A 13,924-nucleotide genomic window follows, 5' to 3' on the forward strand; every position below is an offset into this window, starting at 1 on the left:
GCCTTGGGAGGGGACATGACGTTAGAATTGCAGGGCGTGACGAAGGTGGTCGAGGGGCAGGTGCATGTCCATCCCACCGATCTGGTGCTGGAACGCGGCACGATGAACGTGCTGTTGGGGCCGACGCTGTCGGGCAAGACATCGCTGATGCGGCTGATGGCGGGGCTGGACCGTCCGACCAGGGGGCGCATCCTGTGGGAGGGCCGCGACGTCACCGGCATGCGGGTGCAGGACCGCAAGGTCGCGATGGTCTATCAGCAGTTCGTCAACTATCCGGCGATGACCGTCTTTGAGAACATCGCATCCCCTCTGCGCCTGATGGGCGTCGACCGCGCCGAGATCGACCGCCGCGTGCGCGAGACCGCCGCGATGATGCGCCTGACCCCCATGCTGGACCGCAAGCCGCTTGACCTGTCGGGCGGCCAGCAACAGCGCTGCGCGCTGGCGCGCGCGCTGGTCAAGAACGCCGGTCTGGTGCTGTTGGACGAGCCGCTGGCGAACCTGGATTACAAGCTGCGCGAGGAGCTGCGCGTGGAAATCCCGCGCATCTTCGCGGAATCGGGCGCGATCTTCGTATATGCCACCACCGAACCCGAGGAGGCGCTGCTGCTGGGTGGCAACACCGCGACCCTGTGGGAGGGCCGCGTGACGCAGTTCGGGCCCACGCCGCAGGTCTATCGCCAGCCGGCGGATGCGACCACCGCGCGGGTCTTCAGCGATCCGCCGATGAATTTCCTGCCCTTCCAGGTGGCGGGCGGGCGGGCGTCGGTCGCGGGCATGCCCGCGCTGCCCGACGGGCGCTATCTGGCCGGGTTCCGGCCCAACCACCTGCACCTGTCGCGGCATGCCCCCGACGCGGTGCAGTTCGACGCGCAGCTGGTCGTGACCGAACTGACCGGGTCCGAGACCTTCGTCCATCTGGACCATCACGGACAACGGTGGGTCGGGCTGATCCACGGTGTCCACGAACTGCCTTTGGGGCAGGTGCTGCCGGTCTGGCTGGACCCGCGCCACGTCTATGTCTTTGCCGAGGATGGCCGCATGGTCACCCCCGCCGCCTATGCAAGCGCCGCCTGAGGAGGGGTTATGGCCAAGATCACGCTGGAGAACCTCGCCCATTCCTATTCGGCCCATCCCAAGGGCCCGGAGGATTACGCGCTCAAGGAGCTGAACCACGACTGGCAGGACGGGGCGGCCTATGCGCTGCTGGGGTCCAGCGGCTGCGGGAAATCGACGCTGCTGAACATCATCTCGGGGCTGCTGATCCCGTCGCAGGGACGCATCCTGTTCGACGGGGTGGACGTGACCCGCGCGCCCACCGCCGAACGCAACATCGCGCAGGTGTTCCAGTTCCCGGTCGTCTACGACACCATGACCGTGCGCGACAACCTGGCCTTTCCCCTGAGGAACCGCGGCCGCCCCGAGACCTATGTGGCCGAGCGCGTGGCCCAGATCGCCCGCATGATCGGCATGGAGCACATGCTGGACCGCAAGGCCCGCGGCCTGACGGCTGATGCCAAGCAGAAGATCAGCCTGGGCCGCGGCATGGTCCGCAAGGACGTGAACGCCCTGTTGTTCGACGAGCCGCTGACCGTGATCGATCCGCACATGAAATGGGAGCTGCGCACCCAGCTGAAGAAGCTGCACCATGATTTCGGCCATACGATGATCTATGTCACCCACGATCAGACCGAGGCGCTGACCTTCGCCGACCGGGTCGTGGTCATGTATGACGGCCGCGTGGTCCAGATCGGCACGCCCGAGGAGCTGTTCGACCGGCCCGAGCATACCTTTGTGGGCTATTTCATCGGATCGCCCGGCATGAACCTGCTGCCCGTCACCGTGGCGGGACGCGAGGCGCAGGTGCCGGGCGGCACGACCGCGCTGGCCGGGTCATACGGCGCGCTGAGGGGCAGGGTGCAGTTGGGCATCCGCCCCGAGCACGTCCGCCTGTCCGCCGATCAGGGCCTGCCCGTCACGATCCGCCGGATCGAGGATGTGGGCCGCCACCGCATCATCCGCGCCGACCTGATGGGGCACGACCTGAACATCATCGCGCCAGAGGATCAGGCCATCACCGCGGACATGACCCGCGCGGTCTTCGATCCGGGCCGCGTGAACATCTATGCCGACGACTGGCGCGTGGCGGCGGCGTAAGGGGGGACCATGGAAAAGACCGTCAATCACAAGGCCTGGTTCCTGGTTCTGCCGGTGCTGGTGCTGGTCGCGTTCTCGGCGGTGATTCCGCTGATGACCGTGGTCAACTATGCGTTCCAGGACACGTTCGGGAACAACGTCTTCTTCTGGAACGGCACCGGCTGGTTCCAGGACCTGCTGTCGTCCGAACGCATGTGGAACGCGCTTGGCCGCCAGCTGATCTTTTCGGCCATCATCATCGCGATCGAGATCCCGCTTGGCATCTTCGTCGCGCTGAACATGCCGAAACGCGGGGTCTGGGCCAGCGTCGTGCTGGTGCTGATGTCGCTGCCGCTGTTGATCCCGTGGAACGTGGTCGGCACAATCTGGCAGATCTTCGGGCGCGTCGACATCGGCCTGCTGGGCTATACGCTGGACGCCCTGGGGATCAACTACAACTATACCCAGAACCCGATCCATGCCTGGGCCACGGTCATCGTGATGGATGTCTGGCACTGGACCTCGCTGGTCGCGCTTCTGGCCTATGCCGGGCTGCAGTCGATCCCCGATGCCTATTACCAGGCGGCGCGGATCGACCAGGCCAGCCGCTGGAAGGTCTTCCGCTATATCGAGCTGCCCAAGATGGCGGGCGTCCTCATGATCGCCATCCTGCTGCGCTTCATGGACAGCTTCATGATCTATACCGAGCCCTTCGTGGTCACCGGGGGCGGGCCGGGCAACGCGACGACCTTCCTGTCGATCGACCTGGTCAAGATGGCGCTCGGGCAGTTCGACCTGGGTCCGGCGGCGGCCTTCTCGCTGATGTACTTCCTGGTGATCCTGCTGATCTCCTGGGTCTTCTACACGGTCATGACCAATCTGGACAAAAGGGGCTGAGAGCATGGGCAAGCGCATCAACGGCAGCGCCGTCGTCATGATCCTGTATCTTCTGTTCCTGATGCTGCCGATCTACTGGTTGATCAACATGAGCCTGAAGACCAATGCCGAGATAACCGGCACCTTCGGCCTGTGGCCCCGGAACCTGACCTTTGCCAATTACGCGACCATCCTGACCGATCCGGCCTGGTACATGGGCTACGTGAACAGCCTGATCTATGTGGTGATGAACACGGTAATCTCCGTGGCCGTGGCGCTGCCGGCGGCCTATGCGTTCAGCCGCTATCACTTCATGGGCGACAAGCACCTGTTCTTCTGGCTGCTGACCAACCGCATGGCACCGCCCGCCGTCTTCGCGCTGCCGTTCTTCCAGCTGTACTCGTCGGTGGGGCTGTTCGACACGCATATCGCGGTGGCGCTGGCGCATTGCCTGTTCAACGTTCCGCTGGCCGTGTGGATCCTGGAGGGCTTCATGCGCGGCGTGCCGAAGGAGATCGACGAGACCGCCTACATCGACGGCTACAGCTTCGGGCGGTTCTTCACCCGGATCTTCATGCCGCTGATCTCGTCGGGGATCGGGGTCGCGGCGTTCTTCTGCTTCATGTTCTCTTGGGTCGAACTGCTGCTGTCGCGGACGCTGACCTCGGTCGCGGCCAAGCCGATCGCGGCGACCATGACCCGGACGCAAGGGGCATCGGGCGTCGATTGGGGCGTGCTGGCCGCGGCGGGCGTTCTGACCATCGTGCCGGGTGCCTTGGTCATCTGGTTCGTCCGCAACTATATCGCCAAGGGCTTTGCCCTGGGCCGCGTGTAAGGGGGATACGCCATGTCATGGATGGCCTGGACGCTGCCGACCGCGATCTTCTTCGTCACCATCGCGTTGCTGCTGGTCACCTTCACGGTGCTGGCGGTCCGGTTTCCCGAAACGCCGCGTCGCGGCGTCCTGGGGATCGAGACGACGCGGGGCGACCGTCTGTTCATCACGCTTCTGGGCTCTGCCTTCATCACCCTGGCTTGGCTGGGTCTGACGACGGCGGCACTGCCCTGGGCGATGCTGGTTTGCCTGGTCTGGGCCGCCGCCGTCTTTCGGTGGGTCTGACACAGCGCATTGGCCTGCGGGGGATGAGGGTCCCGCCGGCCGTCTGCCAACCTCGAAAATCCCAGGGAGGGAAAGACCAATGAGCCTGAGATTGCTGTCCACAACCGCGGTGATGCTGGCATTGTCCGGCCCCGCCTTCGCCGACATCGAGGCCGCGCGCGCGTTCCTCGATGCCGAGATCGGCGACCAGTCCGTCCTGACCCGCGAGGAGCAGGAGGCCGAGATGCAGTGGTTCATCGACGCCGCCCAGCCCCTGTCCGGAATGTCGATCAACGTGGTGTCGGAAACGATCACCACCCACGAATACGAAAGCCGCGTCCTGGCGCCGGCCTTCACCGCCATCACCGGCATCCAGGTCACCCATGACCTGATCGGCGAGGGCGACGTCGTCGAGAAGCTGCAGACCCAGATGCAGACCGGCGAGAACGTTTACGACCTCTACATCAACGATGCCGACCTGGACGGCACCCACTGGCGCTATCAGCAGGTCCGCAACATCACCGACTGGATGGCCGGCGAGGGTGCCGATTTCACGAACCCCGGCCTGGACCTGGACGATTTCATCGGCCTGGCGCAGGCGACCGCGCCCGACGACAAGCTGTACCAGCTGCCCGTCCAGCAGTTCGCGAACCTCTACTGGTTCCGCCACGACTGGTTCACCGACCCCGAGATCATGGCCGAGTTCCGCGCCGAATACGGATACGACCTGGGTGTGCCGGTGAACTGGTCCGCCTATGAGGACATCGCCAAGTTCTTCACCGGACGCGAGATCGACGGCCAGCAGGTCTATGGCAACATGGACTATGGCAAGAAGGACCCGTCGCTTGGCTGGCGCTTCACCGATGCGTGGCTGTCCATGGCGGGGGCCAGCGACAAGGGCGAACCCAACGGCTTCCCGGTCGACGAATGGGGCATCCGCGTGAACGACAACTTCCAGCCGGTGGGATCGTGCATGGCGCGGGGCGGGGCCACGAATAGCCCGGCCGCCGTCTATGCGATCGAGAAGTACATCGACTGGCTGCAGAACTATACGCCCCCGGCCGCCGCGGGCATGACCTTCAGCGAGGCGGGCCCCGTCCCCGCGCAGGGCAACATCGCCCAGCAGATGTTCTGGTACACCGCCTTCACCGCCGACATGGTCAAGGAAGGCCTGCCGGTCATGAACGAGGACGGTACGCCGAAATGGCGCATGGCCCCGTCGCCCTATGGCGCCTACTGGGAAGAGGGCATGAAGGTCGGCTATCAGGACGTGGGTGCCGCGACGCTGATGCAGTCGACGCCTGTGGACCGCGCGCAGGCCGCCTGGCTCTATGCGCAGTTCATCGTGTCCAAGACCGTCGACACGAAGAAGAGCCATGTCGGCCTGACCTTCGTGCGTGACAGCACCGTGCGCCACGAAAGCTTCACTGAACGCGCGCCGCAGCTTGGCGGTCTGGTCGAGTTCTATCGCTCGCCCGACCGGGTGCGCTGGTCGGATACCGGGGCGAACATCCCCGACTATCCGCGCCTGGCGCAGCTGTGGTGGCAGAACATCGGCGATGCTTCCTCGGGCGCCAAGACCGCGCAGGAGGCGCTGGACGCGCTGTGCGAACAGCAGGAGGACGTGCTGTCGCGCCTGGAGCGGTCCGGCGTGCAGGGTGATCTGGGTCCGGTCCTGAACGAGGAGCAGGACCCCCAGTACTGGATCGACCAGCCCGGCGCCCCCGTCGCCAAGCTGGAGAACGAGAAGCCCGCGCCGGTCACCATCGCGTATGAGGAGCTGATCAAGCGCTGGCAGGAATGATCCCTGCCCATTAGCCTGAAGGGGGCGCGGTCGATCCGCGCCCCCGTTCGTGACGAAAGGACCGCCCATGACCCATATCCTTGCCATCGACCAGGGCACGACCTCGTCCCGCGCCATCGTCTTTGACGCCAAGATGGTCCCCTGCGGCAGCGCGCAGGAGGAGTTCCCCCAGCATTTCCCGCAATCGGGCTGGGTCGAACATGATCCTGCCGACCTCTGGGCCAGCACGGCGGCCACCTGCCGCGCCGCGATCGAGAAATGCGGCAACCCGCGCATCGAGGCCATCGGCATCACCAACCAGCGCGAGACCGTCGTGGTCTGGGACCGCAAGACCGGCAAGCCCGTCCACAACGCCATCGTCTGGCAGGACCGCCGCACCGCCGATTTCTGCCGCGAGCTGGAGGCCGCGGGCCATGCCGACATGATCACCGCCCGCACCGGTCTGCTGGTCGATCCCTATTTCTCGGCCACCAAGCTGAAATGGATCCTGGACCACGTGGACGGTGCCCGCGATCGCGCGCAGGCGGGCGATCTGGCCTTCGGCACGGTGGACAGCTGGCTGATCTGGAACCTGACCGGCGGCGCGGTCCATGCGACCGACGCGACCAATGCCGCGCGCACGATGCTCTATGACATTCACAAGGGCCGCTGGTCGCAGACCATCTGCGGCCTGTTCGACATCCCCATGGCGATGCTGCCCGAGGTCAAGGACTGCGCCGCCGATTTCGGCACCACGCGGCCCGACCTCTTCGGGCGCCCCATCCCCATCACCGGCGTCGCGGGCGATCAGCAGGCGGCCACCGTGGGCCAGGCCTGTTTCGAGCCGGGCATGATGAAATCGACCTATGGCACCGGCTGCTTCGCGCTCTTGAACACCGGGGGCAAGCCGGTGGAGTCCACGCAGCGCCTGCTGACGACCATCGCCTATCAGCTGGACGGCAAGCCGACCTATGCACTGGAAGGCTCGATCTTCATCGCGGGCGCGGTCGTGCAATGGCTGCGCGACGGGCTGAAGATCGTCCGCGACGCGAAGGAGACCCAGCCCCTCGCCGAACGCGCCGATCCCGGCCAGCAGGTTATCCTGGTCCCGGCCTTCACCGGTCTGGGGGCGCCCTATTGGTCGCCCGACAGCCGCGGCGCGATCTATGGCCTGACGCGCAACTCCGGTCCCGCCGAGCTGGCCCGGGCCGCGCTGGAATCTGTGGGTTTCCAGACCCGCGACCTCTTGGAGGCGATGAAGGCCGATTGGGAGCCCAAGGGAGAGACCGCGCTCCGCGTCGATGGCGGCATGAGCGCATCCGATTACGCGATGCAGTTCCTGTCCGACATCCTGGGCGCCCCCGTCGACCGGCCCAAGGTGCTGGAGACGACGGCCCTGGGTGCCGCCTGGCTGGCGGGGCAGGGGCCGGGGATCTATCCCGACATGGCCGGTTTCGCCAAGGACTGGGCGCTGGACCGCAGCTTTGCCCCCGCGATGGAGGAGGACGACCGCGCCGCGCGCTATGACGCGTGGCGACGTGCGGTCAAGGCCACCATGTCGCTGTGACCGGCTGTTGACGCGGCCCGATGGGACGTTACATCGGGCCGATCACAGACAGGACATGACGATGACCCAGCACAAGGTGATCTTTGACACCGACCCCGGCGTGGACGACGCGCTGGCCCTCTACTATCTGGTGCGCCACCCGCAGATCGAGCTGCTGGGCGTGACCACCGTCTTCGGCAACGCGCCGGTGGCGATGACCACCCGCAATGCGCGCTTCCTGCTGCAGGCCTGGGGGCATGATGCCCCCGTCCATCGCGGGGCCGAGGGGCCGATGACCCCCGACATGCCACCCGAATTCTGGCCCACCCACATTCACGGCGACAACGGCCTGGGCAACCACCCCACCCCGGAGGCCCCGGTCGACGGCCCCGACACCGCCGCCCAGTTCCTGATCGACACGATCCGCGCCCATCCGGGCGAGGTGCGGGTGCTGGCCGTGGGGCGCATGACGAACCTGGCGCGCGCGGTGCAGATGGCGCCCGACATCGCAGGCTTGGTGCGCGACGTGGTGATCATGGGCGGCGCCTTCCGCGTGCCCGGCAACATCACCCCCGCGGCCGAGGCGAACATCTGGGGCGACCCGCTGGCCGCCGACGTGGTCTTTGGCGCGGACTGGCCGGTGGTCGCGGTGCCGCTGGACCTGACCACGCGCACCTTCATGGACAGCGCGTCGCTGGCCGATCTGGGCGCGCGGGGCGGCGCGGGGATGCAGCTGGTGGCCGACCTGTCGCAGGGCTATGTCGGCTTCTACCAGGCGGCGGGCTATGACGGGATGCTGGTCCATGACTGCACCGCCGCCGTCTATCTGACCGACCCGGACCTGTTCACCACGACCCAGGGCGAGGTCCGCGTCCTGTCCGAGGGCATCGCCCTGGGCCTGACGCTGATGAACCCCGCCGACCGCCAGGGCCCCCTGGGCGCGTGGGAGGGCCGCCCGCGGCAATCGGCCACGCTGGACGGTCAGCCCGACGCGATCCTGGCACGCATCGCGCAGGTCTGCACCGCCTGACCGACCGGACGGGACGATCCCGCGCGATTGTCCCGTCCCATCGAACACAGAGCGCGCGATTTTGCGCCTAATCTTTCGTTTGTGCCCCCCTTATCTGACAGTCATCGGAACGGACCAGACGCGCATCCGGCGCGCCACCGCTTCCAAGATGTTGCAAGAACAAGGAAAACGATCATGAAAAACTTTGTGTACGCCCTGGCCGCCCTGTCCCTGACCGCTGGTGGCGCGATGGCCGCAGCTAACGGAAGTAACGAGCGTCCTGACGGCTCGCTATCGTCCGCGCAGGTTGAAGCAAAAGCGCAAACCAAACAGGTTCCTGCCCGTTCCGTGATGACCGGGGAAGAATTGTCGCGCGCAGGACTGTCCGGCGACGAATTGCTGAGCGTCACCAGTGTTGGTTCGGACGACAAGGTTGCCAACCTGTATCGCGACCGGTAATTCATTCATACGGATCTTGACCCTCGGGTCAGGCACAAGCCGTCACGCCATTGGCGCGGCGGCTTTTCTCTACTGATTATCAGTCTTTGGCTATCGGCCCCAGGGTGACAGATGGATATCAAGGTGCTGCGCAGTTTCGTGGCCATCATCGACGAGGGCAGCTTTGCCGCCGCCGCACGGCGGATGGGCATCTCCAAAAGCATGTGCAGCAAGATGATCGCCGACCTGGAGGCCGATCTGGGCACGCGCCTGTTGACCCGCACGACGCGCGCGGTCACGCCCACGGCGGCGGGCTTGGGCTTTCACGCGCAGGTGGCCGACATCCTGTCCCGCCTGGACGCCGCGTTCGAGGACGTCCGCGCCGCCTCCAGCCGCCCCTCGGGCCCGCTGAAGCTGGGCGTGCCGGTGCAATACACGCTGAAGGTCTTTCAGCCGCATCTGATGCGCTTCATGGACGAACATCCCGACATCCAGCTGGATGTGGTGCTGGACGACAGCCGGTCGGACATGACCCGCGACGGTTTCGACGCCGTCATCCGCATCGGCACGCTGGAGGACAGCAGCCTGCACGCCCGCCGCCTGCACGATGCCAACATCATGCTGGTCGCATCGCCCGATTACGTCGCCCGTCACGGCAGCCCGCAGCGCCCCGCCGACCTGCGCGACCACCAGTGCCTGCACTACACCAACCTCAAGGGGCCGGGCACCTGGCCGCTGCGCAGCGGTACCGAGGTCGTCTATCAGAAGATCACACCCGCCTTCTCCAGCAACAACGGCGAATTGCTGCGTGCGCTGGCGGTGGGCGGCAAGGGCATCGCGCTGGCGCCCGAATTCCAGGTGGCCGACGATCTGGCCCGCGGCCTGCTGGTGCCGGTCCTGGCCGATCATGCGTTGCCGGGGGTGCCGATCCATGTCGTCTATTCCAGCCGCAAGCTGGTGACGGCGGCCCTTGCGGCATTCCTGGACTTTGTCGGGCGGCTGGATCTGGCCTGATCCTGCGGGCGGACAGAATGCCGCCTTGCGCCTGTCGTCGCACTCTGTCCTGCTGAGCGCGACAGGAAAGGCGGGCGGCATGGGCGGACAGGTCAGGGTGGCGGTCATCGGCGGGGGCATCACCGGGCTGACCTGCGCGCGGGCGCTGGCGGATGCGGGGCATGCCGTCACGGTGTTCGACAAGGGTCGCGGCATCGGCGGCAGGCTTGCCACGCGCCGCACCGCCGACGGGTTGCGGTTCGACCACGGTGCGCAGGTGCTGCCGGCCACCGATCCCGATTTCGCCGCGCTGCTGCAGGCGATGGTCCGCGACGGCCACGCCGCGCCGTGGGACGGCGGCATCATCGGCACGCCCGGCATGGCCCAGATCCCCCGCGCGCTGGCGCAGGGACTGGACGTCCGGTCCGGCCTGATGGTCACCGCGCTGGACCGGGACCCCGACGGCTGGCACCTGCGCGGAGAGGGGATCGACCACCGCGCCGACATCGTCGTTCTGGCCATTCCCGCCCCGCAGGCGCGTGATCTGCTGGGCGTGGCCCACGCCTTTGCCGCGCCGCTGGCGCAGGTCCGCTATCAGGCCAGCGTCACGGTCATGGCAGGGCTGGGCCCCGCCGCTCCGCGCCCCTTCGTCACGCATCGCGGCACCGGCGCGCTGGCTTGGGTCGCGCAGGACGGCGCAAAGCCGGGCCGGCAGGGACAGCCGCTGACCACCTGGCTCGTTCAGGCCGACCCGGATTTCAGCATGGCCCATATCGACCTGCCCTTTGCCGAACTGGCGGATCTGATCGCGCCGCAGCTGCTGGATCTGTTGGGGGCCAAGCCGGATCACCTGCGCCACGCCGTCGCGCATCGCTGGCTGTACGCGCAGACCGATGCGGCGCTTGGCCGACCGTTTCTGGCGGATGACGCGGCGGGGCTGATCGTCGGCGGGGATTGGGCGTTGGGACCCCATGCGGAACATGGCTGGTCCAGCGGCCGGGCGATGGCCGCGCATCTGCTGGCGCGATCATGACGGAAGACCGCACCCCCCGCCCCGTGCCGCAGGGCCGCCTGACGCGGATGCTGCGCCTTGGGGGGCTGGCGGGCGGGATGGGCGGCCGCGCGCTGGCGCAGAGCGCGCGGCAACTGGCGACGGGGCAGCGGCCTTCGGCCCAGGACCTGTTCCTGACGCCCGCGAATGCTGCCCGCTTGGCCGGGCAGCTGGCCCAGATGCGCGGCGCCGCGATGAAGATGGGCCAGTTGGTGTCGATGGAGGCCGGTGACTTTCTGCCCCCCGAACTGACGCAGATCATGGCGCGGCTGCGCGCCGATGCCGATCCGATGCCGCCCAAGCAGCTGCAGGCGGTGCTGGACCGGGCCTGGGGGCCGGGTTGGTTGCGCCATTTCGCCCGCTTTCAGGTCAGGCCGATCGCGGCGGCCTCGATCGGGCAGGTGCACCGCGCGCAAACCCGCGACGGGCGCGACCTGGCGATCAAGGTCCAGTATCCCGGTGTGCGCGACAGCATCGACAGCGACATCGACAATATGGGCCTTTTGCTGCGCATCCCCGGCCTGATGCCGCAGGGGGTCGACCTGCCTGCCCTGATGGACGAGGCGCGCAGCCAGCTGCATGCCGAGGCCGATTATCTGCGCGAGGCCGCACAGATGCGCCTCTATGCCGCCAATCTGGCGGGGCGCGACGAATTCCGCCTGCCGGTGCCCGACGATCAGTTCAGCACGGCCGACGTTCTGGCGATGGATTTCATCGACAGCCACCCGATCGAGGCGCTGTCCGACGCCCCCCAGGCCACCCGCGATCGTGCCGCCCATCATCTGGCCCGTCTGGTCATCGAGGAGCTGTTCCGGTTCGACCTGATGCAGACCGACCCGAACTTTGCCAACTATCGCTGGCAGCCTGACGAGACGCATCCGGATGGCGGGCGCATCGTGCTGCTGGATTTCGGGGCGACGCGCGGCTTTTCGGCGCCGGTGGCCCCGCGCTATCTGACGCTGCTGCGTGCCGCGCTGGCCGATGACCGCGAAGGGGTACGCCGCGCCGCCATCGACATCGGCTATTTCCGCGACCAGACAGATGCCGCGCATCAGGACGTGCTGCTGCAGATCATGGACCTGGCGTTCGATCCGCTGCGCGCGGGCGGCATCATGGACCTGACGCACAGCGACATTCCCCGCCAGGTCGCCGATCTGGCGATGCAGGTGGCTCGCACTCGCACCCGGGCCGAGATGCCCCCGCCCGAGATCCTGTTCCTGCACCGCAAGATCGGCGGGCTGTACCTGCTGCTGTCGCGGCTGCGCGCGCGGGTCGACCTGGATGCACTGATCCGGCCCGACGATCTGGCGCAGATGCTGCAGGCGCGGGGCTAGGGCTGGTCCATCTCGTGCAGGCGGTCCTGGGCCAGGCGCAGGATCATCCGGAATTCGTCCGTGACGGTCAGGGCCTGACCCACGCCCTCGGCCGGGACGGCACCGGGATCCTCCTGCCCGTCGCGCAGCGTTTCGCGCTGGTCCAGCCAGTCCAGGACGGGTTGTCGGGCCTGCGGCTCCAGCGCCGCGACCAGCCGCGCCAGCAGGCGGCGTTGCGCGACAAGACGGGCTTCCAGCGTGGCAAGGGCGGTGTCGGTCATCAAGGCCTCCCGGGGCGGACATGCAGCAGGGGCAACGCCGGTGCGGGGCGCGGGGTTCATCCGGTGACGAACCCCTCCTCCAGCAAGTCGCCCATCAGGGCCGCGATGTCGCGGGTCAGGCGGTCGCGGGGAACGTCGGCAAAGACCTCGGCCAGGGTGTCGGCCAGATCGGCGGCGCTGCCGGGGATCTCCAGCAGCGCCCAGACTGCGTGTCCGACCGGATTCAGGTGCCAGACGACCGGGTCGGCGGGCGTCCACAGGAATGCCCCCGACCCCATGCGCCGCAGCACGATCCCCGGAGCCTGCCGCAGTACCCGGTCGGGATGCACCGGAACGGACCGCCTGTCCGGCACATGCAGCGGATCGGGCAGCGGGCCGGCCAGCGGCACGTTGGTCTGGGGTGGCGCGTCGGGGGCGAAGGCCCGGCGCAGCAGGGCGACCGCGTCCTCCAGATCGGCATAGACCAGTCTCAGGCAGGTCATCGCGGCGGCCATGTCGCGGGTCTTGGCAAAGGCCTGGTCGGCGCTGCCCAGATCGCCCATGTTCTGCGCCAGCAGGTGGTGCATCGCCTGATCGCGATCCATGCGGTGCAGCGTGGCGGGGCCGATCTGGCGCCGGTCCAGCACGATCAGCGTGCCGGGCCGGGCCTGGGTGCCGTGTGGGGCGACGTTGGGCGCCGCCAGATAGGCATAGCGCCTGTCGCGCGGCCCCGGCGTCATGGCGACATGCCGGCGGAAGGCGACGGTGGTCTCCTTTGGCAGGGGCAGCCGCAGGCGGGGCGCGATGCCCAGGGCCACGGCCTTCAGGTCGGCGGTCAGCGGCAGCACGTCGTCGCAGAACACCGTGACGTCCGGTTCCGCCGTCAGTCGCCCGATCAGCGTGCTTTTTCCGGCCCGCATCGGACCCGTCAGCAGGATCAGGTCGCCCACGAAACGGAACGCCCCGCAATGCAGCGCCATGCAGCCCGGACGGTTTGCCAGAAACCCCTCGGACAGATCGGCGATCAGGGCGCAGGCGGCGCTGGCCGCATCCAGCCCCCCAAGATCGCCCTGAAAGAACGGGGAACGCGCGACGAACCCGCCTGGCCCTTGCGTCACCAGCGTCTGGCGGTGGCCCGGTCGTGGCGCGGACATGGTCTGCGGCTGCCATCCGCGGATCGCGCCCATCAGCGCCCTGCAGACCGGCCCCGCACCCTGCAATCGCAGTGACAGGCCGGTGCCGGGAAAGTGCAGATGGCTGTCCGCGCCGGGCGACTGGCGCGCGGCGCGGACGGGGCGGGTTCGGGACGGGGGCGCCATCGTGGATCAGCGCGACGGCTTGGACCAGTCGCGGCGCGTGCCCGGCCGCGAGGGACGGCTGCCGCGCTGGCCGCGAATGCCACGGTTGTCGGGACGCGACG

14 protein-coding genes are annotated in these 13,924 nt (G+C 67.7%); 12 read left to right on the forward strand and 2 right to left on the reverse strand.

Features of this window, described 5'->3' with window-relative positions:
• The first annotated feature begins 15 nt into the window (after positions 1–15).
• The 12 genes from FHD68_RS07200 (at position 16) to FHD68_RS07255 (ending at position 12,265) form a co-directional block, all read left to right on the forward strand.
• Entirely contained in the window at positions 16–1,077 is a 1,062-nt protein-coding gene (locus FHD68_RS07200) for an ABC transporter ATP-binding protein (protein WP_127899448.1), read from the forward strand.
• A gap of 9 nt (positions 1,078–1,086) precedes the next feature.
• The gene (locus tag FHD68_RS07205) at positions 1,087–2,157 is read left to right on the forward strand and encodes an ABC transporter ATP-binding protein (RefSeq protein WP_127899449.1); all 1,071 of its coding nucleotides are present in this window, start codon (positions 1,087–1,089) and stop codon (positions 2,155–2,157) included.
• A 9-nt stretch (positions 2,158–2,166) separates the two neighbouring features.
• Complete coding sequence (locus FHD68_RS07210; protein WP_045983692.1) at positions 2,167–3,033, forward strand: carbohydrate ABC transporter permease; 867 nt, start codon at positions 2,167–2,169, stop codon at positions 3,031–3,033.
• A 4-nt stretch (positions 3,034–3,037) separates the two neighbouring features.
• Positions 3,038–3,847 carry a carbohydrate ABC transporter permease gene (locus FHD68_RS07215; RefSeq protein WP_045983693.1) on the forward strand — a complete coding sequence of 270 codons (810 nt, stop codon included), beginning with the start codon at positions 3,038–3,040 and terminating at the stop codon, positions 3,845–3,847.
• Between the two features lie 12 nt (positions 3,848–3,859).
• Positions 3,860–4,132: a DUF2160 domain-containing protein gene (locus FHD68_RS07220; protein WP_045983694.1), complete on the forward strand. Its 273-nt coding sequence runs from the start codon at positions 3,860–3,862 to the stop codon at positions 4,130–4,132.
• Between the two features lie 79 nt (positions 4,133–4,211).
• Positions 4,212–5,915, forward strand: a complete 1,704-nt coding sequence (locus tag FHD68_RS07225; RefSeq protein ID WP_127899450.1) for an ABC transporter substrate-binding protein — start codon at positions 4,212–4,214, stop codon at positions 5,913–5,915.
• Between the two features lie 67 nt (positions 5,916–5,982).
• Positions 5,983–7,461, forward strand: coding sequence for a glycerol kinase GlpK (gene glpK / locus FHD68_RS07230; protein WP_127899451.1), 1,479 nt, complete (start codon positions 5,983–5,985; stop codon positions 7,459–7,461).
• 61 nt (positions 7,462–7,522) lie between these two features.
• Complete coding sequence (locus FHD68_RS07235; protein WP_164871480.1) at positions 7,523–8,470, forward strand: nucleoside hydrolase; 948 nt, start codon at positions 7,523–7,525, stop codon at positions 8,468–8,470.
• A 174-nt stretch (positions 8,471–8,644) separates the two neighbouring features.
• Complete coding sequence (locus tag FHD68_RS07240) at positions 8,645–8,908, forward strand: hypothetical protein (RefSeq protein WP_127899453.1); 264 nt, start codon at positions 8,645–8,647, stop codon at positions 8,906–8,908.
• Positions 8,909–9,019: 111 nt separating this feature from the next.
• Entirely contained in the window at positions 9,020–9,901 is an 882-nt protein-coding gene (locus tag FHD68_RS07245) for a LysR family transcriptional regulator (RefSeq protein WP_127899454.1), read from the forward strand.
• Between the two features lie 79 nt (positions 9,902–9,980).
• Complete coding sequence (locus FHD68_RS07250; protein ID WP_127899455.1) at positions 9,981–10,913, forward strand: NAD(P)/FAD-dependent oxidoreductase; 933 nt, start codon at positions 9,981–9,983, stop codon at positions 10,911–10,913.
• Positions 10,910–12,265, forward strand: coding sequence for an ABC1 kinase family protein (locus FHD68_RS07255; protein WP_139085477.1), 1,356 nt, complete (start codon positions 10,910–10,912; stop codon positions 12,263–12,265). The genes FHD68_RS07250 and FHD68_RS07255 overlap by 4 nt, the downstream gene beginning before the upstream one ends.
• Here the strand turns inward: FHD68_RS07255 and FHD68_RS07260 are convergent.
• The gene (locus FHD68_RS07260) at positions 12,262–12,525 is read right to left on the reverse strand and encodes a hypothetical protein (RefSeq protein ID WP_045999830.1); all 264 of its coding nucleotides are present in this window, start codon (positions 12,523–12,525) and stop codon (positions 12,262–12,264) included. The genes FHD68_RS07255 and FHD68_RS07260 overlap by 4 nt on opposite strands.
• 56 nt (positions 12,526–12,581) lie before the next feature.
• Positions 12,582–13,823, reverse strand: a complete 1,242-nt coding sequence (locus FHD68_RS07265) for a PqqD family protein (protein ID WP_127899457.1) — start codon at positions 13,821–13,823, stop codon at positions 12,582–12,584.
• Between the last annotated feature and the right edge of the window lie 101 nt (positions 13,824–13,924).

This window comes from Paracoccus marcusii, from assembly GCF_006151785.1.
Lineage (GTDB): Bacteria > Pseudomonadota > Alphaproteobacteria > Rhodobacterales > Rhodobacteraceae > Paracoccus > Paracoccus marcusii.

Bases quoted from the DNA above. Each gene is read 5' to 3' on its own strand.
- FHD68_RS07225 (WP_127899450.1), top strand. From the start codon at position 4,212: ATGAGCCTGAGATTGCTGTCCACAACCGCGGTGATGCTGGCATTGTCC.
- FHD68_RS07260 (WP_045999830.1), bottom strand. From the start codon at position 12,525: ATGACCGACACCGCCCTTGCCACGCTGGAAGCCCGTCTTGTCGCGCAA.
- FHD68_RS07210 (WP_045983692.1), top strand. From the start codon at position 2,167: ATGGAAAAGACCGTCAATCACAAGGCCTGGTTCCTGGTTCTGCCGGTG.
- FHD68_RS07235 (WP_164871480.1), top strand. From the start codon at position 7,523: ATGACCCAGCACAAGGTGATCTTTGACACCGACCCCGGCGTGGACGAC.
- glpK (WP_127899451.1), top strand. From the start codon at position 5,983: ATGACCCATATCCTTGCCATCGACCAGGGCACGACCTCGTCCCGCGCC.
- FHD68_RS07255 (WP_139085477.1), top strand. From the start codon at position 10,910: ATGACGGAAGACCGCACCCCCCGCCCCGTGCCGCAGGGCCGCCTGACG.
- FHD68_RS07220 (WP_045983694.1), top strand. From the start codon at position 3,860: ATGTCATGGATGGCCTGGACGCTGCCGACCGCGATCTTCTTCGTCACC.
- FHD68_RS07250 (WP_127899455.1), top strand. From the start codon at position 9,981: ATGGGCGGACAGGTCAGGGTGGCGGTCATCGGCGGGGGCATCACCGGG.
- FHD68_RS07200 (WP_127899448.1), top strand. From the start codon at position 16: ATGACGTTAGAATTGCAGGGCGTGACGAAGGTGGTCGAGGGGCAGGTG.
- FHD68_RS07215 (WP_045983693.1), top strand. From the start codon at position 3,038: ATGGGCAAGCGCATCAACGGCAGCGCCGTCGTCATGATCCTGTATCTT.
- FHD68_RS07245 (WP_127899454.1), top strand. From the start codon at position 9,020: ATGGATATCAAGGTGCTGCGCAGTTTCGTGGCCATCATCGACGAGGGC.
- FHD68_RS07205 (WP_127899449.1), top strand. From the start codon at position 1,087: ATGGCCAAGATCACGCTGGAGAACCTCGCCCATTCCTATTCGGCCCAT.
- FHD68_RS07240 (WP_127899453.1), top strand. From the start codon at position 8,645: ATGAAAAACTTTGTGTACGCCCTGGCCGCCCTGTCCCTGACCGCTGGT.
- FHD68_RS07265 (WP_127899457.1), bottom strand. From the start codon at position 13,823: ATGGCGCCCCCGTCCCGAACCCGCCCCGTCCGCGCCGCGCGCCAGTCG.